Genomic DNA, 21441 nt, shown 5'->3' with positions numbered 1-21441 from the left:
CAGCTTGAACGATAGCGGAGGCCGTTGCAGCGCGTAAGAACTGCGGCGGCCTACCCTCTGCCGCTCATCGCTTCGTCAACATCCGTCGCCCGTCATGGCCGCTTTGCGTGTTCCCATCGTCGTTTAGCGTCGCGCAGCGCACCCTCATCTTCACGCTCACCCCGCTACGCCGGTAGTTTCCCTCCTTGACGCGCCAGCGGCGGCCTCTATGCTTGGGGAAGCCACACACAGTACCCGTTTAAATAAGCGTCCTGGCCTATCCGATATGGGCCGCCGGCGCCCATCCGTCCTGCCCGCGCGACGCACCCGGAGTTCGCAGTCCCGAGTCGTTCAAACAACAACGAAGGAGACGTGATGTTCCACCAGCTACTCACCCCCGTCGGCAATTCGCTATTGCCGTCGTTCCTCGTCGCCGCCTTACCGATCTTCGTCGTCCTGCTGCTGCTCGGCTGGGCGCGCCGGCCGGCCTGGCAGGCGTCGCTCGCGGGGCTGATCGTCGGCCTCGTCGTGGCGATCTTCGTCTGGCAGTTTCCGGTGGGACTCGCGGTCGACTCGGTCGTCGCCGGCGCGGTATTCGCCTGCTGGCCGGTCATGTGGATCGTGTTCGCCGCAATCCTGCTGTACAACATCTCGCAGCGCTCGGGACGCTTCGCGGCCTTCCGCATGTGGATGATCGACAACCTGCCGAACGACCGCCGCGTGGTGCTGGTCGTGATCGGCTTTTCGTTCGGCGCGCTGCTCGAAGGAATTTCCGGCTTCGGCACGCCGGTCGCCATCACCAGCTCACTGCTGATCCTGCTCGGCTTTCCAACGCTCGAAGCGCTCACCTTCACGCTGATCTTCAACACCGCGCCGGTGGCGTTCGGCGCGCTCGGCGTGCCGATCACGGTGCTCGGCGCGGTCACCCATCTGCCGGCCGATTCGCTCGCCAAGATGGTCGGCCGCCAGTTGCCGTTCTTCGCCTTCCTGCTGCCCTTCTACGTGATCGGCGTCTACGCGGGCTTTCGCAACATGTTGCGCGTGTGGCCGGTGCTGCTGGTGTCGGGGGCGAGCTTCGCGCTGACGCAGTTCGTCGCCTCAAACTACGTGAACTACAGCCTGACCGACGTGCTCTCGTCGATGGTCTCGCTGATCGTCACGATCGCTTTCCTGCGCGTATGGAAACCGGCCGCCGATCCGAAGTTCGCGATCAACATCGACCGGGTCAGCGAGGTGCGCGGCAAGATCGGCGGCGGCCAGGGCTGGTATCCGTGGATCATCGTGTCGGTGGTGGTGATCGTGTGGACCGTCGCGAAGATTTTCTTGATCGGCGACGTCAAAGTGCCGTGGCCGGGGCTCGACAAGGCCGTCTTCATCACGCTCTACAACACGCCGTACGGCGCAGTGTGGGACTTCCAGCCGCTCGCGACCGGCACGGCGATTCTGGTGGCCGCGCTCATCACCGCCTTCGTAGTGAAGCTGAGCCCGCGTGAGTTCGGCCACGCCATCGCCGACACCTGGGTGCAGACGCGTATCGCGATTCTGACCGTGGCAACCATCGTCGGACTGGCGTACCTGATGAATTACTCGGGACTCACTTATACGCTGGGCCTGGGCGCCTCGTCGGTCGGAGCGTTTTTTCCGCTGGTCTCGGCCTTCCTCGGCTGGGTCGCGGTGTTCCTGTCAGGCAGCGACACGTCGGGCAACGCGCTGTTCGGCAACCTGCAGGTCGTGGCCGCCAACCAGCTGAACCTCAACCCGATCCTGATGGCGGCAAGCAACTCCTCGGGTGGTGTGATGGGCAAGATGATCTCGCCGCAGAACATCTCGACGGGCGTCGCCACCACGGAGCTCAAAGGCAAGGAAGGCGTCGTGTTTGCCAAGACCTTCAAGCATTCGATTCTGCTGACGGTGCTGCTCGGCGTGCTGGTCTGGGTGCAGCAAAACTTCCTGCAAGGGATGATTCCGCATTGAACCCGCCGCGACGCAGTCGCGCCGCAAAATAATTCACGATCCACCGCACGCGCAGGCCGCCCGGCCTGCGCGTTTCTATTTTCACGCCTTCATTTCATCGCAATATTTCTCACAACAGCGTGAGAATTGCTCGTTTTGCACGCCGCCGCCTGGCGCTTACGATCACCACTATCAGACGCCTCTCATTTCCCGCACCTTGCTGTTTCATTCCAGCCTGAAACGTTGAGCGCGATCGCGCTGCTACGATGCGCAGGCGTCTCGACTCAACCGCGCGCGACGCCACCACGATGAACACCAAAAGCCTCCTGCAACTCCTGATCCTCGCCGCGCTCTGGGGCGCGTCGTTTCTGTTTATCCGCGTCGGCGTGACCGACTTCGGCGTCGCGCCGCTGATGGCGCTGCGGGTCGGCATCGGCGCGGTGTTTCTCGCACTCGTGCTGATCGCACGGCGCCCGCTGCAGCAATCGGCGACGATCTTGCGCACGCGTGCTGTTCCGCTGCTGGTCGTCGGCATTCTGAATTCAGCGGCGCCCTTCTGCCTGTTCGCTTATGCCGAGCTGACGTTGTCGGCGGGTGTGACGTCCGTGATCAATGCCAGCACGCCGCTGTGGGGCGGACTGGTCGCCTTTCTGTGGCTGCGCGACCGGCTGAGCGCGTTGCGCACGCTCGGTCTGGTGATCGGCTTTCTCGGCGTGTTGATGCTGGTGTGGGATCAGATCGCCGCGCCCGACGGCTCGGCGGCCACCCCGGCCACCACCGCGCTGGCCGCTGCCGCGGCACTCGGCGCGACCCTGCTGTACGGCATCGCCGCCAACTACACGAAGCGTCACCTGACCGGTGTGGACGCGCTGACCGTCGCCACCGGCACGATGACCGGCGCGACCGTCGTGCTGCTGCCGCTCGCCGTGATCTTCTGGCCGCACACGCCGATCTCGCTGCACGCATGGGGCGCCGTGATCGCGCTCGGCATTGCCTGTACGGGGGTCGCCTATATGCTGTTCTTCCACCTGATTGCAGTGGTCGGCCCGGCAAGAGCCATCACGGTCACGTTCGTCATTCCCATTTTCGGGATTCTGTGGGGTGCGCTGTTTCTCGGCGAAGGCGTGTCACCCGGCATGCTGGCGGGCTGCGGCGTGATTCTGGTCGGCACCGCGCTCGCCACGGGTGCGATCAAGCGTCTTCCGTGGATGAGCACACGTCACGCCGATACCTGAACCGGCCAGCCTGCCTCCGCCTGTCTCCTCGCGTTAAATTCCCCGCCACAAAAAAAATAGCCCGCACTCCGTTGGGAGTGCGGGCGAAACCGTCGCCCTACGAGGATAGGCGACGGGGCCACCGGGGCCGCGCGCCACGCGCGCAGGCCGTCATCGGGTTCGACACCTGTTCGTCGACCGGTGCGCAAAGGGTTTGGAAACGTCGTTTGAAACTTGCCGCGATTTGCTTCGGCTCGTCCAATCCGGCCCCATGAGTCTATAAAAGCAGCTTGTGTGCCAGTTATTCGATCAAACCTAGATCTGATTGCAAGCGATTGATTGTTATAGATATTTCTCGTCTCAAGGGTCGACGAAGGAAGGCGGAGGAAGGGCTGGGAGAGTTACGTCACCGGGGTAACGTCACGTTACATGCGACCGCACATGGCGGCCGCGGACGCTTGAAGCACGCCTTGCGCGTGCCGCATCAGGGGACCGGCCACTTGGAAGGCTGCACAGCGCCGGCGCCATGCCGGATGCGCACGCGCAGCGGCCGTCGCGATTCTCGCGGGCATAAAAAAACCCGCCCGGATAATCCGGGCGGGTTTCTGACGGCTCGGTCTGCCGGGCTGCTCAGTGCAACTGGTCAACCATCAGGCTCATGATCGCCTTGGCCTGCGGGCTGTCGTCCACCGCACCCTTGGCGTCCACCACCGCGACGCGGGTCTGGTTAGGCGTCACCGCGCGAACGTTCACGAGGTATTGCCTGGCAACTTTTTCCTTTTTGCCGTGGAAAACCTGGCTCCAGAAGCCCTGTTCCGCCGACGTCATATCCTTCGGATCGACGTAACGCACGAAATACAGCCCGCGGCTCAGATCGCGGTCGTCGACGGTGAAGTTGCTACGATCGAGCGCAAGGCCCACACGCAGCCAGGCACGGTCGTACGGCTCGCCCAGCGTGAGTTCCGTGGACGAGAATTGCGCCGGCGTGTTGCTGGTCGCGTCCGAGTCGAAGCTCGGCTGGGCCGACAGCGCGACGTTCTGCGCTGCCACGGCCGCCGCTGCCGATTTGGCGCCCGAGGTGGCCGCGTTCGGCGCGGTTTGCGTGCCGGCCGGCGACAGATCGGCGCCGGACGTGTCGGCGCTCTTCGTGCGCGAATCGTTGAGGGCCAGCGTGGCCATCAGGCGCTTCAGGTATTCCTGTTCCAGGCCCGGATCGTTCGGCTTGGCTTCCCACTTGGTCGTGTCGTTGTTCGTGCCGCTAACAGCTTCACGCAAGCCCTTCTGGCTGATGAACACATAGGTGCCACCGCTCGGCGCCGCTTCCAGACGGGTGCGGAACTTGTTGCGCTCCGAACTCACGTAGCTGTTGCCCATGGCTTTGGACAGCGTGTTGCGGATCAGGCCGTCGTTGATCTGCGCGTGGGTTTCGTTCCAGTCGGTTTCCATCACGCCCTTGTCGCGCTGGTCGACCACCAGCAGGAAACCCTGTTCCTGCCAGAAACGGCGGATCTGCGCCCAGGCCTGCTCGGGCGTCTTGTTGTCGAGCACGAGCCAGCTTTCCGTGCCGTCGCGCTGGATATGCATGCCGGTGACCGGCGGCACCACCACCACGGAATTGGCCGAGGGAGCCTGTGCCTGCACCTTCTGAAGCGTGGACAAGGAGGTTTCGCCGCCTTGCGGTGGCAACGAACGCTGATCGGCCGTCTCATCGATCATGTTCGGCGGTACGGCAAGTGACACCTGCTTCGATTTCGAGTCGCTCTTGTAGTCGATTTTGGTCGGCGACGAAGTACCGCAGCCGGCGACCAGACCGCCTGCCATCAGCATTACTGCAAACCGCTTGGTAAGACGAAGATCAGTCATGTTCGGGGAATCCTTCCGCTACGCCACGGCAAGTTTCCGTGGATCAACCCAACATTTTACCGGTCCCGGCGGGCCATGTGCAAAAACTGAGGTTTGCCTCCGAATTGAGCACCCAGAAGACCTCCCGGCGAGCGGCCGATTTAACCATTGACAACATTTCCGAATCGCTTGAAGGAAGGCCCCTACATGCTCGTCAGAGCTTTGTTTTAAAAGGCAGTTTCGGGAGCGTCGCCCGCTAATTTCGAGACCAAAAGAAACGGCCCGAAGCCTCGTGGGCAAAGATCAGGAAACCTGAGTGATATCTTGAAATGGACATCTCAATAAAGCCCCGGACGCCTCGGGCACAGGACCCAACGCCATGCCGACACCCGCTTTCCCGACCTTCCTCGCCTTTTGCACGGTAGCCCTCGTCTTGCTGGGCGCGAACATCGAGGCTCACGCCGAGTTGGGCGGCGCGATGCCGAACGGGGCGAATTCCGGCTCCGGCGCGCCCCGCAGCGTACTGAACGGCGCGCTGCTCCGGCGCACGAGCACCGATGCGGGCGGCACCACCATCGACGAATACGCGACCAGCAGCGGCCAGATCATTGCCTACGCGTGGCAAGGGCCGACCATGCCGGATCTGCAGACGCTGCTCGGCGCCTATGCCGGCTCTTACCGCGCGGGCGCGGCCGCCGGCGTGCCGGACGGCAATCTGCATGCCTCGCGGGTGGTGCGGCCGGATGTGATCGTCGAGTCGGGCGGACCGATGCGCGGTTACGTCGGGCGCGCGTGGCTGCCGGCGGCTTTGCCGCCCGGCGTCAGCGCCGATGATTTGCACTGATGCTTTCGAGCCACTCCATGAACGCCATCCGCCCGCTGTCCACCCTCCTCGTCATGTGCGCGTGTCTCGCCGGTTGCAGCAGCGACAGCAGCGACAGCACAGCGTCCAGCGCGCCCCAGACAGGCTCCGCGCCGACAGTTAGCGGACCCTCCAGCGCGCCCGTCCCGGTCCCCCAATCGACCACGCCGAACGTCCAGCCGATCGAAGTCGCCACCGCGCCGGGCCTCACCCGCAACATGCTGACGACGAGCGTCATCGTTTGTCAGCCCGGCACCAGCAACTGCGCGACGATCGACAACATCCAGGTCGACACCGGTTCGCACGGTCTGCGCATCCTCGCGTCCGCGCTGCCGCCGAGCCTGCCGCTCGCGGCCGTGCCCTCGGGCGATGGCAACACCGGCGAATGCGCGGTCTTCGGCGGCGGCTATGCGTGGGGCGCGGTGCGCAGCGCGGACGTGCGCATGGCGGGCCAGTTGGCCGCCGCGATCCCGATCCAGCTGATCGCCGATCCCGCCGTACCCATCGTACCCACCGACTGCGCGAGCGCCGGTCCGGCCATGCTGACCACCGCGAGCCTGCGCGCCAACGGCATTCTCGGCGTCGGCCTGTTCGCGGCCGACTGCGGCAGCGGCTGCGTCAACGCGGCGCTGCCGCGCTGGTACTACAGCTGCGACGCGAACGGCGCATGCGTCGCAAGCACCCAGGCCCTCGCGCAGCAGGTCACCAATCCGGTCAGCCGGTTCGCGCTCGATAACAACGGCGTGGTCATCGACCTGCCCAGCATCGCCGACTCGGGCGCGGCGAACGTGTCGGGCTCGCTGATCTTCGGCATCGGCACCCAGGCCAACAACACGCTCGATGGCGCCGGCGTCCTCAAGGCCAACTCGCAGACCGGTTTCGTGGTCACCACCAGCGGCGGCCAGACCTATGCGCAAAGCTATCTCGACAGCGGCTCGAACGGTCTGTTCTTCCGCAACACGCAACTGCCGCAGTGCGGCTACTGGTATTGCCCGGCGTCGAGCCAGGCGGCGAGCGCCGCGATCGTCGGGCTGGATGGCGCATCGAGCACCGTGTCGTTCGCGATCGGCAATGCCAGCGCGTTGTTCGCGTCGGGCAACAATGCGTTCAACAACCTTGCCGGCGCGACCAGCAGCGGCAGTTTCGGCTGGGGCCTGCCGTTCTTTTTCGGGCGGCGTGTCTACACGGCGATCGCGTCGCGCGAGACGTCGGCCGGGCCTGGTCCGTACTACGCGTTCTGAACGAATGGCCTCTTTTGGCGCGGAAAATTCATCACGTCCCTGTGCGGTCTGATTCCGCATCGATAGGCGGCGATAATTTTGGATTCGGCTGACTGCGCGACAGTTTTGCGAGTCCTGCCCGCCTGTCCTTAGATCGCATCCCCATGCAAGACGCCACCTTTTCGCTCGACCACTTCGAGCAACTCGTTTATACGCGCCAGTATGTCAAGGCTTCGATCCAGCTCATCGCCGCGCTGGCGCTTTTGCAGCACACGCGCGGCGAGCTGGATCAGCGTTTTCTGGCTTCCGGCATGAGCGGCCTGTCGCCCGATGAACAATCCGCGCGCTTCTGCACGCGCCTCGCGAGCGCGGCCGCCACGCTGTTCGCCGACCCCGAATTCGCGCTTGCGCCCGAGTGCCTCAAGCTGCTTCTGGCCGTGCACGAGTGGCTCGGCCTCGTATTCGCCACCACGGCGTTCGGCAATGCCGATCACGTGGCGTGTCACCTGAATCCTCGCGGTGTGCACGACGCGCAATTTCTGCCCGGCGACCGTTTCGTCGAAAAACTGTGTCTGCTGTATTCGGGCGAGTCCGAACTCGAACTCGACTTCGCCGCGCTCTGGGCCTACGACAAGACCCTCGCGGCGGGCCTGGCGCTGGTGTTGCTCGCACCTGTCTTCAAGGGTTCGAAAAGCGCGCATCTCAAACGCGAAGCGTTGCTCGAATGGCTACCGGGCAAGCTCCAGGAAATCGACAATCTCGACGCGCTGCCCACGGCATTGCTGCACAACGCGTATATGTTCTGCAGCTACTCGGACTCTTCCCGTCGACACGAAATCAAGCGGGATATCAACGCGTTGGTGCGCCGCAAGCTCGCCGAGCTTGGCCTGGCCGACCTGCCCGTCGCGCTGCCATTCACGGCGCCGACGCCCACCGACAACCGTCTGCGGCACGGCAAAAAGCCCTTGATGATCGTCGTGCTGGAGTGGTTCAACGGCGCCCATTCGATCTACCGCACGCACTCGCGCACGCTCGAAGCGGCGCGAGACTATTTCGAAGTGGTGGGTTTCGGCCTCGGCTCGGCGGTCGACGACATCGGGCGGGCGGTGTTCGACCGTTTCATCGAACTGGAGCAACCGGACTATGTTGGCGAGTGCCTGAAAACGATTCGCGACTTTGCCGAAGCCGAGAAGCCTGCGGTCTTGTACATGCCGAGCGTCGGCATGTTCGTGCTGACGGTCTTCATGTCGAATCTGCGCGTTGCGCCGCTGCAGATCGCCGGACTCGGACATCCCGCTACGACACATTCCGACAGGATCGACTACGTCAGCGTCGAGGAAGACTACGTCGGCGACCCGGCCTGCTTCAGCGAACGCCTGATGAGGCTGCCGAAAGACGGCCAGCCGTATCGTCCGTCCGCATCGCTGCCCGAGCTCGTCGCGCGCGTTCCGCCGGCGCGCGAGACGCTGGAAGTGATCGTCACGGCGAGCGCGATGAAGCTGAATCCGGGCTTTCTGGAGGCGTGTCGAGAGATCGAGGCGCGCGCCGCCTGTCCGATCGCCATTCATTTCATGAGCGGCGTGCCGACCGGCTTGCCGCTCGAGCGTATGCGCGAGGTAATCGGCCGGACGCTGCCGCGCGCCGTCGTGCACGGATTTCACGACTATGCGGGCTATCTGGCGCGCGTCGATCGGGCGGATCTGTTTCTTAGCCCGTTTCCATTCGGCAATACCAACGGCATCGTCGACGCGCTCACGCTCGGTCTGCCGGGTATCTGCAAACGCGGGCCGGAGGTGTTCGAGCGGATCGACGGTGCGCTGTTCGAGCGCGTGGGTATGCCGGCGTGGACCACGACGGACAGCGTCGAGGCCTACATCGCCGCCGCGCTGCGGATGATCGGGCGCCATGACGAGCGCACCGCCTTGCGGCAACGGCTGATCGATACGCGGGCTGTCGAGCGTTGCTTCGAGGGGCGGCCTCAGCTGTTCGCGACGACCGTACTGAAGCTGATGAGGGAAAACGCAAGCCGGCGCGAGGAGGCGCCGGCTCGGGCTTGATGGCGCGTCTCAGTTGACTGCGCTGGCGGCCTGGTCGGCGGGGACGGCGAGTTTCTCCGGGGCAAGCCAGCTGAAGAGGTTCAGCGTCGCGCCATGGTAGGTGCATTCGGCGGCGGCCGGTGTGGAAACCGTCGGCGGCTTGCCCGATTTGAGCGAGGCCTTCACGGCGGCTATTTCGGCCGCGCTTACGACGCCCGACGCGCTTACCGGCGCTGAAGCTGCGACCGAGGCTGCGACCTTTGCCGACGACGATGCCGTGGTTGCCGTGGTTGCCGACGCAGCGCGAACGCCGGACGCCGATGCCAATACCGCGCCCGACGCCGCAGCCGCTGCCGACGCACCCGAACCCGCGACCGGCGCGCTCGCGGCCTTCACCGCAGAAGCCGCCGCAACAGCCGCGACTTCGGAAGCCGACATGACATGGTCGATCGCGCCCTCCACCACCACCCGCGAGCCATCGATGCCGGCGCCCGTGTGGGCGATCTTCAGCGTATCCGTCGACGTTTCAGCAAGCTTGCTTCGCGTCAACTGCTCGCACGCGTCCGAGTTCTTGTAGACGGCCGTGCAGGCTGCCAGCAAGGCGGCGGCAGTCGTGACGCAGGCGATAGAGAGAATCCGAATCTTCATTAATGTTCCGTTTTTCAGGCCGTCGGCAATTGTAGCTTACGGGCCGCTCCGTCGGCACCGCCGCCCGCCGCCGGGGTGCACGAACCAGCCCGTCCGCGCGGCCCGTGCGTCGAATTAAAGCGGATGGCAACTTGACCGCGACCGTGCACACCGGCATCGTGTGGACCGCCTGCCACGCAATCGACGCAAAGCCCGCTCTACTCGGACCTCGCGACGGGCGCCGTGTGCTTCCCACCGCGTACCAATCTGGCTTCCCCGCATGCTCAGTCTTGCCCTGCTCGCGATCGCGGCCTACGCCGCGACCAACGTCGACAATCTGTTCGTGCTGCTCGCGTTCCTGGCGCAGGCAAAGGACGGGCGCGCTCGCGTGATCGCCGGTCAGTTGGCCGGCTCGCTCACCCTGATCGCGGCATCGATACTGCTCGCCGCGCTGCTGACACGTTTGCCGGCCGGCTATGTCGGCCTGCTCGGCGTCCTGCCGATCGGCGTGGGGCTCTATCAGGCGTGGGAGCGCTTCGGTCCGCGAAACGCCCGGGCCGACCATGCGCAAGGCGAGCCGGACTCGCTTAAGGCAAACCGAGGTTCCTCATGGTGGACGGTGGCCGGCGTGGCCGTCGCCAACGGCTCCGACAATCTCGCCGTCTACGTGCCCCTGTACGCCGGCCATTCGCACGGCGAAGGCGCGTTCGTCTCGCTGGTGTTCGTGGCGATGATCGGTCTGTGGTGTGCGCTCGCGCTGTGGCTCGTGGAGCATCCGCTGCTCGGCGCACCGATCCGTCGCTACGGCAGCGTGCTACTGCCGCTGATCCTTGTGGTGATCGGCATCTCGGTGATCGTGCAGAACGACACGCTGCGAATCGTCTTCGGGCTGTAATGCGCCTATATCCAAACGGTCTTGCGATCAAAACATTGCGGTGCATGCAGGGATGCGCGGCGCTTTAGCGCGCGATGCGGCACGACCGTCGTTCGCGGCCATCTAGTTCGACGGCATGGGTTGCATGGGTTGCATAGGCTGCATCGTCGGCTGTACGTAGGTCCGCACGCCGGCAAGCGGCGAACCATAACCACCCGACTGGGTATTGTTCGGCAGTCCGTTGACCAGTTGCGCACGCGGGTCGGTCGGGTTCAGATTCACCTCGCCGGCCTGCTGGTTGCCATGCGTCGGGTATTCGCTGCCGCGCGCGGAGTTCGGCATCAGCCGCGTGTTGTTTTGCGGCGCGTTGATGTCGTCCTGCACGCTCAGCCCCTGCGCGCCCGCGTGTGCCGCGATGGTGCACGTGGCGGCGCACAGTAAGGTCTTCACGAGTGTCGCTGACTTCGAGGTTCGTTTCATACTTGCCTCCGGCAAAGGAAAATGAAGGAGATCCTGTCCGCGATTTCGATTCAGACGAACCAGCGCGCGGCAGACGCTGATCATCTTGTTTATACGCACCGCACCGGTTTTCGGTTTCGCTGGCGGCGCAGATCGGCCAGTAGAACGGTGGATCGGGCGGGCTGAAGCCGCCGCTGACCGCATAAATCCGCCGCAAGCCTATCCTTATACGAATCGACGATTTTCTTTTCGCCTCATTCGCCCCCGATAATGGTCTTCATGAACGCCTACCCGATTCTCAAACCGCGTGCGCTGCGAGCTATGCTCACGGCGCTGAGCACACTGACCACCGCCTTGCTGTTCGCCGCGTGCACGAGCCCGGCGAGCGGGCCTTCGTCGGTGTCGTCGCCCGCTTCCGCAGCCGTGAATCCGGCCTTGCTCGACGCCGCAATTTCCGGACCGCAGCGCAGCGACAGAGCCCGTGCGCGCGATGTCTACCGGCATCCGCGGGAGACGCTGCAATTCTTCGAGCTGGCGCCGTCGCAAAGCGTGCTGGAGATCGAGCCCGGCGGCGGCTGGTACACCGAGATTCTGGCGCCCTACCTGCGCGGCCACGGCCAGCTTTACGAAGCCCAGTACGACGGCCCGAAAGGTCCCTCGCAGGAAGCTCAGGCCAGTCGCGCGGCATTTGCCGGCAAGCTCGCCGCAGCGCCTGCGATTTACGGCAACGTGGTGATCGGCACGCTCCACACCGGCCAGTTCAGCGGCTTTCCCGCCGACGACAGCGTCGATCGCGTGCTCACCTTCCGCAACATCCACAACTGGATCAAGGACGGCCAGATCGACGCCAACCTGCGCGCCTTTTACGCCGCGCTCAAGCCCGGCGGTTTGCTCGGCGTGGAAGAGCACCGCGCAGCGCCCGGCACCTCGCTGCAACAGACCATCGACACCGGCTACGTCACCGAAGCCTATGTGATCGAACACGCCCGCGCGGCCGGCTTCGAGCTGGCCGGCCGAAGCGAGGTGAACGCCAACCCGCGCGACACGAAAAACTACCCGAACGGCGTGTGGTCGCTGCCGCCTACCTACGAAGGCGGTGACGTCGACCGGGCGACATATGCGGCGATTGGCGAATCCGATCGGATGACCTTGCGCTTCGTGAAGCCCGCGCACTGAGCCCGCTGACAGCGCGCGACGCAGGGCCGGCGCGGAATCGGCGCTTGACGCCGTCCCGATAATATGGTCCTATTGCGCCCTATGTACCGCGCCCAGACCACCCTATCGCTACTACTAGCCCGCTCTACCGGGCTAGGTCTGCTGCTGCGCGCTGCCATCTGATTCACTCGAAGCACCGCACAATTCCCCAGTAACTGACCCAGCTCCGGTTTCCGACCGGCGGCCCTGTTATGTCTTTTCGTCGTCCGGTCGACAAACCAGCTTCCTGGTCTAACCCTCGGATGATGAAAATGTTGAAGAACCCTGCTACCAAATACCGCTCGTTCAAGCCCATCGACTTGACGGATCGCCAGTGGCCCTCACGCACCATCACGCGTGCGCCGATCTGGATGAGCACCGACCTGCGCGACGGCAACCAGGCGCTGTTCGAGCCGATGAACGCGGAGCGCAAGATGCGCATGTTCAAGGCGCTGGTGCAGATCGGCTTCAAGGAAATCGAAGTCGCTTTTCCGTCTGCCTCGCAGACCGACTTCAATTTCGTGCGCGAGCTGATCGAAGGCGGCCACATTCCCGACGACGTCACGATCGAAGTCCTCACGCAAGCGCGCGACGACCTCATCGAGCGCACGTTCGAGTCCTTGCGTGGCGCGCCGCGCGCCATCGTCCATCTGTACAACGCGACCGCGCCGGACTTCCGCAAGATCGTCTTCGGCCTCGACAGGAATGGCGTGAAAGAACTGGCGCAAAAAGCCGCCCGCACGATGAAGCGCCTCGCCGACGCCACGCCGGCCACACACTTCACGCTGCAATACAGCCCCGAAGTGTTCAGCGGCACCGAACTCGAATTCGCCAAGGAAGTGTGCGACGCCGTGTTCGACATCTGGGAACCGACGCCCGACCACAAGGCGATCGTCAACCTGCCGGCCACCGTCGAAATGGCCACGCCGAACATCTACGCCGACCAGATCGAATGGATGCACCGCCACCTCGCGCGCCGCGATTCGTTGATCGTGTCCGTGCATCCGCATAACGACCGCGGCACGGCTGTCGCCGCCGCAGAACTCGCGGTGATGGCAGGCGCGGACCGCGTCGAAGGATGTCTGTTTGGCAACGGCGAACGCACGGGTAACGTCGACCTCGTCACGCTCGCCTTGAATCTGTACACGCAAGGCGTCGACCCGGAACTCGACTTCTCGAACATCAATGAAGTCGCGCGTACCGCCGAGGAATGCACGCAGTTGCCGGTACATCCGCGTCATCCGTATGTCGGCGATCTGGTCTTCACGGCGTTTTCCGGTTCGCACCAGGACGCGATCAAGAAGGGCTTGGCGGTGCAGAAGCCGGACGCGATCTGGGAAGTGCCGTATATGCCGATCGATCCGAGCGATCTCGGCCGTACGTATGACTCGGTGATTCGCGTGAACAGCCAGTCGGGTAAAGGCGGCATCGCCTACCTGCTCGAACAGGGTTACGGCGTGGTGTTGCCGCGTCGTTTGCAGGTGGACTTCAGCTCGGCCGTGCAGCGTTATACCGACAACAGCGGCCACGAAGTCACGCCCACGCAGATCTGGGAACTGTTCCAGCAGGAATATGTGCAGAACATCGAGCCGATTCGCTACATTGGCCACAGCCTGTCCGAGCGCGAAGGCCGCGAGCATATCAAGCTCACCGTCGAGATCAACGGCACGCCGCGCGTGTTGAACGGCGCCGGCAATGGTCCGCTCGACGCCTTGATGCACGCCATCGGCGCACCGGTCCGTATCCAGCACTATGAAGAACGCGCCTTGACGCAGGGCGCCGATGCACGCGCGGTAGCCGTCGCCGAAATGGCGGGCGCCGATATCGCCGGCAGCGCGTTTGGCGTGGGTGTCGATGCCAACCTGGTGACCGCCTCGATCCGCGCGGTCATCAGCGGCGTGAACCGCGCTTACGCACGCGCTAGCGAGCAGGCGAAAGCGTCGTTTTTCGACACCGCGTTGAACGACGTCACGGAGAATGTGGGCGTCTAAGGTTTAACGTCCAAGTGTGAGGACGTAGCATGAAAAAGGGGGCGCTTCGGCGCCCCCTTTTGCGTTCTGAAGCTTGCCGCTCAGCGTGAGTTGCCTGCCTCGGTCCACTCGTCCGGCAAGCTATGGGTGAGCGTCGACACGAAGCGCGCGGTTTCCGGCTGACGTGGCTGCATGAAAATCTCACGCGACGGCCCCGCCTCCACCACGACGCCGTTATTCAGAAACACCACGTCACGCGCAATCGTCGCCGCGAGACGCAGGTCGTGCGTAGCCATCAGCATCGTCATGCCTTCGTTGGCGAGTTGCTTGAGCACCTCCACCACTTCGGCCGCGAGCCCGGGATCGAGCGCCGAGGTCGGCTCGTCGCACAACAACACTTCCGGCGACGGCGCGAGAGCCCGCGCAATCGCGACGCGCTGCTGCTGCCCGCCGGATAGCGTGGACGGCCAGGCATCCGCCTTGTGCGCGATGCCCACTTTCTCGAGCAGTTCATCGGCGCGCACGCGGGCTCGCTCCTTGTCCCACTTCTGCACGGTCAGCAAACCCTCCATCACGTTCTGCCGCACGGTGAGATGCGGGAACAGCTGGAAGTTCTGGAACACCATGCCGGTGCGACGCCGTATCGCCAGCACCGCGTCGCGCGAAGGCTTACGATCGCGACTGAATTCCAGCCGCAGGTCGCCGAGTGCGAGCGAGCCGGACTCGGGAATTTCAAGCAGATTCACGCAGCGCAGCAGCGTGCTTTTACCGCTGCCCGATGGACCGATCAACGCGGTGACGTTACCCGTGGCAAGGTGCAGGTCGACCGAATTCAGCACCCGTTGCTCGCCAAAGGATTTGTCGATTTTTTCCAGTCGGATCATCAGTTGCCCGCCTGAAAAAGTGCGTGACGTCCGAACTTGCGCTCGAGCCTGACCTGCGCCGACGACAGCACCGAACTGAACACCAGATAAACGAGCGCGGCCTCCGTATAGAGGATCAGCGGCTCGTACGTGACCGACGCAATGCGTTGCGCCGCCTGGAACACTTCCGGCACGGTCAGCACGGCGGCCAGCGACGTGTCTTTCACCAGCGCGATAAAGGCATTCGACAACGGCGGCAGCGCGACGCGCGCCGCCTGCGGGAGAATCGCGCGCCGCAAGGCCTGCTCGCGCGTCATCCCCATTGAATACGCGGCTTCCCACTGCCCTTTCGGAATCGACTCGATTACGCCGCGGATCACCTCGGAGTTATACGCGCCGACGTTCAGCGAGAAGCCGATGATCGCCGCCGTTAGCGGATCGAGCACGATGCCCACGTTGGGCAAGCCGTAAAAGATCACGAATAGCTGCACGAGCAACGGCGAGCCGCGAAACAGCCAGACATAGAAGCGCACGATCACCACCGCCCACTTCGGCCCGAACAGCCGCACGAGCGCCACCACGAACGCCAGCGTCAGCCCGATTGCGAACGACGCCAGAGTGAGCGGCACAGTGAACACGAGCCCCGCATACAGCAGGGGCCACAGCGACTGCGCCATCAGATGCAACCATGCCGGCATATTCAGACTCGCGGGTGACGTTTGCTTTTACTGGGAGACGTCTTTGCCGAAATACTTCTGCGAGATCTTCGCGTAAGTGCCGTCTTTCTTCATGTCGGCGAGCGCCTTGTTGATCGCGGCCTGCAAATCGGGGCTGCCCTTGCGGATCAACACCGCGGATTTGTCGCTGCTGTCGGCCGACGTATCGAGCGCGACGATCTTCACCTTGGCATCGGGCTTGTGCTTCTTGAAGTCGAGGAACGACAGCGAATCGTTGACGGTCGCATCCACCCGGCCCGAGGTCAGCAGATCGATCGACTCATTGAAGCCCTGCACCGGGATCACGTCCGCGCCGTGCGCCGCCGCGATCTTGCCGAAGTTGCTGGTGAGCGTATTGGCCGACTTCTTGCCCTTCAGGTCGTCGAAGTTCTTGATCGTCGTGTTGTTCGACTGCACGATCAGCGCTGCGTGCGAGGTGATGTACGGGTCGGAGAAATCGTATTTCACCTTGCGCGCGTCGGTCACGGCGACCTCGTTGATCACCGCGTCGTAGCGGTTCACGTCGAGACCGGCGATCAGACCGTCCCATTTGCCTTCGACGAATTGCGGCTTGACGCCCAGGCGCTGCGCGATCGCGGTGCCGATCTCCACGTCGAAGCCCGTCAGCTTGCCGGATTCGTCATGGAACGTGAACGGGGCATAGGTGCCCTCGGTGCCGATCTTCAACACACCCGCGGATTTGATCTGCGCGAGTTCATCGGCGGCGAATGCCGGGCTCAGGGTGACCGCCTGAAACAGGGCGATCAGCAGAATGGAACGAATCGACTTCATCGGGGGAGCTCCGTCAGGTTTGCTGCGTCGGTGGCCAGGTTTTGTGTCTGTCGTTTCCCGCCAGTGCTAGCGCCCGGCGGAGTGGGCGGACTGTAGCAAACGGCCTGCGTTTTTACAAAGGATCAGCTTTCCGATCAATATGCGCATTCGTGCTAAGCGGACAGCCGCCACCTCTGTCATGGCATGAAATGCGACTCTACAACAGATGGCCGATTGCGGCATGCATCGCACCATGGAACCGGGTCCGGGCGCCATCGGGGAAAACGCGGGAAGCGGGCGGCCGCGACGAAAGCACGGTCCGAAAAAAAGCGGTGCGGGCCCGTCGGCCTGCACCGCCTGTTCGATTGCACGGGCTCAACGCTCCACCGGATGCGGCTCCTTACGCTTGTTGGCCACGCGAATCGCGTCGAAGTAAGCCGGATTCGGCGGACGCTTCAGATAACGTCCCGCGCCCCGCACCGCACGCAATTCGCCGTCGGTCCAGGCGAGTGCGCCGCGCGTGAGCGTGTGCATCGCCACGCCCTGCACCGTCATGCCTTCGAACACGTTGAAGTCGACCTTCTGGTGATGCGTCTTCACCGAAATGGTCCTGCTCGCGTTGGGATCCCACACGACGAGATCGGCATCCGCGCCGACCTGGACCGCGCCTTTGCGCGGGTAGAGATTGAAGATTTGCGCCGCATTGGTCGACGTGACGCGCACGAACTCGTTCGGCGTGAGACGCCCCGAATTCACACCGTGATGCCAGAGCACCGCCATGCGGTCCTCGACGCCGCCGCAGCCGTTTGGGATCTTGGTGAAGTCCTCGCGGCCCATGGCTTTCTGCGACGCACAGAACACGCAGTGATCGGTCGCCGTGGTGTGCAGCTGACCCGCCTGCAAACCGCGCCACAATGCCTCGCGATGTTCGGCCGAGCGAAACGGCGGGCTCATCACGTGCGCCGCCGCGCGCGTCCAGTCGGGATCGCGATACACCGCTTCGTCGATTACCAGATGACCCGGCAGCACTTCGCCGAACACGCGCAGCCCTTCGCTACGGGCACGCGCGATGGCGTCGACCGCATCTTTCGCGGAGACATGCACGATATACACCGGCACGCCGAGTACCTGTGCGATGCGAATCGCGCGATTGGCCGCCTCGCCTTCCACTTCCGGCGGCCGCGACAGCGGATGCGCCTCCGGTCCCGTGAAGCCTTTGGCCAGCAACTGTCGCTGCAACTGGAACACGAGTTCGCCATTCTCCGCATGCACGGTGGGCAATGCGCCGAGTTCGAGCGAACGCGAGAAGCTGTTCACCAGCACTTCGTCGTCGGCCATGATTGCGTTCTTGTAGGCCATGAAGTGCTTGAAACTCGACACGCCGTGTTCATGCACGAGCGTGCCCATGTCGCGATAGACCGAGTCGTCCCACCACGTGACCGCGACGTGAAAGCCGTAATCGGACGAAGCTTTCTCGGCCCAGCCGCGCCATTCCCTGAAGGCTTCCATCAGCGACTGCTTCGGGCTCGGAATCACGAAATCGATAATGCTGGTCGTGCCGCCCGATAAACCCGCCGCCGTGCCCGTGTAGAAATCGTCGCTCGCGGTCGTGCCCATGAAGGGCAATTCCATATGCGTATGTGGATCGATGCCGCCGGGCATGACGTACTGCCCGCCCGCATCGACGATCGTGGCGCCCGCGGGCGCTTCGAGGTCGGCGCCGATCTGCAGGATCGTGCCGCCGTCCTGCGGGTCCGCACACAATACATCCGCACGATAGGTGTTCTCCGCGTCGATAATCGTGCCGCCGCGAATCAGGGTCGTCATGTTGCCGCCTCCTTATGAACTGCTGGTTTCGGTCCTACTTCGTACTGCAGGCTCATGCGCTCGCCACGCGCGCGCTCGGCCCCTTGCTCAATTTCATCCAGGCGCTGTATACGATCGACGCCAACGCGAGTCCGACAAACCATGCATACGTGTAGAGCGTGTTGAAGATCGCCGGCACGTTCGGGAACGAAGCCGGAAATGCGGTGTGCAGGAAACCCGGCAGATTCGGCAACACGCCGACCAGCAGCGCGACCACCGCGCCGATATTCCAGCCGCCCGTGTAACTGTATTCGCCATGCTCGTCGAACAGTTCGCGCGCATCGAGCCGCGTGCCGCGAATCAGGAAGTAGTCGACCATCAGAATGCCCGCGACCGGACCGAGCAGAGCCGAATAACCGACCAGCCACGTGAAGATATAGCCTTGCGTGGTCGCGAGGATCTTCCACGGCATCATCACGATCGCGATGGTCGCGGTAATCATGCCGCCGACGCGATACGAAATCCCCTTCGGCCACAGGCTCGAAAAATCGTAAGCCGGACCGACGAGGTTGGCCGCCAGATTGCAGCACATCGTGTCGAGCGTCAGGATGATGAGCGCGAGTCCCACGCCGATGCCCGTCATGCGGCTCGTCAGGTCGATCGGGTCCCAGATCGCCTTGCCGTAGATCACTACGGTGGCCGAGGTCACCACCACCGAGATCACCGAGAGCAAGGCCATCGGCACCGGCAAGCCGACCGACTGGCCGATGATCTGGTCGCGCTGCGTTCGGGCGAAGCGCGTGAAGTCGGGGATGTTCAGCGCGAGCGTCGCCCAGAAACCGACCATCGCGGTGAGGCCGGGCCAGAAGGTCGCCCAGAACATCCCCTCTTTCTTGCCGCCCGCGACGAATTGCGACGGCGCCGACAGCATCGAGCCGAGACCGCCCGCCTTCGACGTCGCCCACCATACGAGCGCGATGCACATCACGATCTTGATCGGTGCGGACCAGCTTTCGAGCCAGCGGATCGAGTCGGTGCCATGCACGATGAAGTAGATCTGCAAGGCCCAGAACGCGAGAAAACAGGCGAGCTGCGCGAGCGAAATGTCGAGAAACGGCAAGGCCGCGCCATGCAGTGCGTTGCCGGTAAGAATGTTCAGCAGCGTGTAGATCGCGCTACCGCCGAGCCAGGTCTGAATCCCGTACCAGCCACACGCGACGATCGCGCGCAGCATGGCCGGCAGCTTGGCGCCTTGCGTGCCGAACGAGGAGCGCACCAGCACGGCGTACGGAATGCCATGCTTGGCGCCTGCATGGCCGATCAACAGCATCGGCACCAGCACGATCAGATTGCCGAGCAACACGGTCGCCACGGCCTGCCACGGCGACATGCCCTCTTCCGTCAAGCCCGCGGCGAGCATGTACGACGCGATGTTCATCACCATCCCCACCCACAACGCGGCGAAGTGATACCACCGCCAGGTGCGTTGCGCGACGCCGGTCGGCGCGAGGTCGTCGTTGTAAAGACTGCTGCCCTGCGCGCCGGCCGCTAGCTGCGGATCGACGGATTGCGCTGTCTGCTTCATCGAAAGATCTCCACTGGATCGTTGGGACCCGCGCGGCGTCTGGTGGCGCGTCGGGCTATGAGGTGAATATGGTCAGGCTGCCTTTGCCGCGTGTGCGTGCGCCGTCGCTTCGACGCTCTGCCCGGCATCCGCGCCGGCCGTTTCCGGAACGCCCACGCGCGCCGGGTTATTCGGATGCGTGGTCCAGTTCGCGTACTCGCCGTTATCCACGCGTTCCATCGTGATGCATTGCTCGACCGGGCAGACGTGCATGCACAGATTGCAGCCGACACATTCGGAGTCCATCACTTCAAAATGCCGGACGCCATCTTTTTCTTTCATGATCGCCTGATGCGCCGTGTCCTCACAGGCGATGTGGCACAGGCCGCACTGAATGCACTTGTCCTGATCGATGCGCGCCTTGATGTCGTATTTGAGGTTCAGGTACTTCCAGTCGGTGACGTTGGGCACGGCGCGGCCGCGAATATCGTCGAGCGTCGCATAGCCTTTTTCGTCCATCCAGTTCGAGAGGCCGTCGGCGAGATCGGAGACGATGCGAAAGCCGTAATGCATCGCCGCCGTGCAGACCTGCACGCTGCCCGCGCCGAGCACCATGAATTCGGCGGCGTCGCGCCAGGTCGAGATCCCGCCGATGCCGGAGATCGGCAGATTCGGCGTCTCCGGATCACGCGCGATTTCGGCGACCATGTTCAACGCAATCGGCTTGACGGCCGGCCCGCAGTAGCCGCCGTGCGTGCCCTTGCCATCGACCATCGGCAACGGCGCCATCGCATCGAGATCGACCGCCACGATCGAGTTGATCGTGTTGATGAGCGACACGCCGTCCGCGCCACCTTGATAAGCCGCTCGCGAACCGAGGCGAATGTCACTGATATTCGGTGTGAGCTTCACGAGACACGGCAGTCGGGTGCCTTCCTTGACCCAGCGCGTGACCATCTCGATGTACTCCGGCACCTGGCCGACCGCCGCGCCCATGCCGCGTTCGCTCATGCCGTGCGGGCAGCCGAAATTGAGTTCGACCGCGTCCGCTCCGGTGTCCTCCACCAGCGGCAAAATCCATTTCCAGTCACGTTCGTTGCACGGCACCATCAGCGAGACGATCATCGCGCGATCCGGCCAGTCGCGTTTGACCTGCGCGATTTCCTTGAGATTGATATCGAGCGGACGGTCGGTGATCAGCTCGATGTTGTTCAGGCCCGCCATGCGCTGGCCGTTCCATTGCACCGCGCCATAGCGCGAGCTGACGTTCACCACGTGTGGGTCGAGGCCCAGCGTCTTCCACACCACGCCGCCCCAGCCCGCTTCGAACGCGCGGTTCACGTTATAGGCTTTGTCGGTCGGCGGCGCGGAGGCGAGCCAGAAAGGATTCGGCGAAGTGATGCCGGCAATCGTACAGCGCAGATCGGCCATGTTCGGCTCCTTGGGGACAGCTGTTTTTGTCTGTATCAGGTGTGTGATGTGGGCGGCTCG

General features: G+C 63.8%; 17 protein-coding genes. 8 read left to right on the top strand and 9 right to left on the bottom strand.

From position 1 onward, the window contains the following. The first annotated feature begins 354 nt into the window (after window positions 1–354). On the top strand, window positions 355–1953 hold the full coding sequence (locus tag FQ705_RS26165; protein ID WP_144145985.1) for an L-lactate permease: 1599 nt from the start codon (window positions 355–357) through the stop codon (window positions 1951–1953). Between the two features lie 287 nt (window positions 1954–2240). Continuing rightward, window positions 2241–3167: a DMT family transporter gene (locus FQ705_RS26160; RefSeq protein ID WP_144145983.1), complete on the top strand. Its 927-nt coding sequence runs from the start codon at window positions 2241–2243 to the stop codon at window positions 3165–3167. 609 nt (window positions 3168–3776) lie between these two features. On the opposite strand, the gene bamC is transcribed toward FQ705_RS26160, so the two are convergent. Further along, window positions 3777–5009: an outer membrane protein assembly factor BamC gene (gene bamC / locus FQ705_RS26155; protein WP_144145981.1), complete on the bottom strand. Its 1233-nt coding sequence runs from the start codon at window positions 5007–5009 to the stop codon at window positions 3777–3779. Window positions 5010–5367: 358 nt separating this feature from the next. On the opposite strand from bamC, the gene FQ705_RS26150 reads away from it, so the two are divergent. The 3 genes from FQ705_RS26150 (at window position 5368) to FQ705_RS26140 (ending at window position 9127) form a co-directional block, all read left to right on the top strand. Beyond that, on the top strand, window positions 5368–5832 hold the full coding sequence (locus FQ705_RS26150; RefSeq protein WP_144145979.1) for a DUF2844 domain-containing protein: 465 nt from the start codon (window positions 5368–5370) through the stop codon (window positions 5830–5832). Between the two features lie 17 nt (window positions 5833–5849). After that, window positions 5850–7091, top strand: coding sequence for a DUF3443 domain-containing protein (locus FQ705_RS26145; RefSeq protein WP_409934733.1), 1242 nt, complete (start codon window positions 5850–5852; stop codon window positions 7089–7091). A gap of 143 nt (window positions 7092–7234) precedes the next feature. Next, entirely contained in the window at window positions 7235–9127 is a 1893-nt protein-coding gene (locus FQ705_RS26140; RefSeq protein ID WP_144145977.1) for a glycosyl transferase family 1, read from the top strand. A gap of 9 nt (window positions 9128–9136) precedes the next feature. On the opposite strand, the gene FQ705_RS26135 is transcribed toward FQ705_RS26140, so the two are convergent. Then, window positions 9137–9754, bottom strand: coding sequence for a hypothetical protein (locus tag FQ705_RS26135; RefSeq protein WP_144145975.1), 618 nt, complete (start codon window positions 9752–9754; stop codon window positions 9137–9139). A gap of 259 nt (window positions 9755–10013) precedes the next feature. Between FQ705_RS26135 and FQ705_RS26130 the strand changes: the two genes are divergently transcribed. Beyond that, entirely contained in the window at window positions 10014–10628 is a 615-nt protein-coding gene (locus tag FQ705_RS26130; RefSeq protein ID WP_144145973.1) for a cadmium resistance transporter, read from the top strand. Window positions 10629–10730: 102 nt separating this feature from the next. On the opposite strand, the gene FQ705_RS26125 is transcribed toward FQ705_RS26130, so the two are convergent. Then, on the bottom strand, window positions 10731–11087 hold the full coding sequence (locus FQ705_RS26125) for a hypothetical protein (RefSeq protein WP_144145971.1): 357 nt from the start codon (window positions 11085–11087) through the stop codon (window positions 10731–10733). Between the two features lie 249 nt (window positions 11088–11336). On the opposite strand from FQ705_RS26125, the gene FQ705_RS26120 reads away from it, so the two are divergent. Both FQ705_RS26120 and leuA read left to right on the top strand, forming a co-directional pair. Continuing rightward, entirely contained in the window at window positions 11337–12242 is a 906-nt protein-coding gene (locus tag FQ705_RS26120; RefSeq protein WP_144145970.1) for a class I SAM-dependent methyltransferase, read from the top strand. Window positions 12243–12532: 290 nt separating this feature from the next. Beyond that, window positions 12533–14251 (top strand): 2-isopropylmalate synthase, encoded by a 1719-nt coding sequence (leuA, locus tag FQ705_RS26115; protein WP_144145969.1) that lies wholly within the window; start codon window positions 12533–12535, stop codon window positions 14249–14251. An 80-nt stretch (window positions 14252–14331) separates the two neighbouring features. Here the strand turns inward: leuA and FQ705_RS26110 are convergent, their stop codons facing one another. From FQ705_RS26110 to preA, 6 genes are all read right to left on the bottom strand, one after another. Then, complete coding sequence (locus FQ705_RS26110) at window positions 14332–15114, bottom strand: amino acid ABC transporter ATP-binding protein (protein WP_144145968.1); 783 nt, start codon at window positions 15112–15114, stop codon at window positions 14332–14334. Further along, window positions 15114–15791 (bottom strand): amino acid ABC transporter permease, encoded by a 678-nt coding sequence (locus FQ705_RS26105; RefSeq protein WP_144145967.1) that lies wholly within the window; start codon window positions 15789–15791, stop codon window positions 15114–15116. Before FQ705_RS26105 ends, FQ705_RS26110 begins: the two co-directional genes overlap by 1 nt. A gap of 27 nt (window positions 15792–15818) precedes the next feature. Beyond that, a complete protein-coding gene (locus FQ705_RS26100) occupies window positions 15819–16601 on the bottom strand; it encodes an amino acid ABC transporter substrate-binding protein (protein WP_144145966.1) in 783 nt (260 codons plus the stop codon). Between the two features lie 354 nt (window positions 16602–16955). Then, window positions 16956–18407 (bottom strand): dihydropyrimidinase, encoded by a 1452-nt coding sequence (gene hydA, locus FQ705_RS26095; protein ID WP_144145965.1) that lies wholly within the window; start codon window positions 18405–18407, stop codon window positions 16956–16958. A gap of 52 nt (window positions 18408–18459) precedes the next feature. Further along, the gene (locus FQ705_RS26090) at window positions 18460–19971 is read right to left on the bottom strand and encodes an NCS1 family nucleobase:cation symporter-1 (RefSeq protein ID WP_144145964.1); all 1512 of its coding nucleotides are present in this window, start codon (window positions 19969–19971) and stop codon (window positions 18460–18462) included. Between the two features lie 72 nt (window positions 19972–20043). Further along, a complete protein-coding gene (gene preA, locus FQ705_RS26085) occupies window positions 20044–21381 on the bottom strand; it encodes an NAD-dependent dihydropyrimidine dehydrogenase subunit PreA (RefSeq protein ID WP_144145963.1) in 1338 nt (445 codons plus the stop codon). Window positions 21382–21441 lie beyond the last annotated feature (60 nt).

Source organism: Paraburkholderia sp. BCC1884, assembly GCF_900996225.1.
Lineage (GTDB): Bacteria > Pseudomonadota > Gammaproteobacteria > Burkholderiales > Burkholderiaceae > Paraburkholderia.
This window is presented reverse-complemented; position numbering and strand designations above follow the sequence as displayed.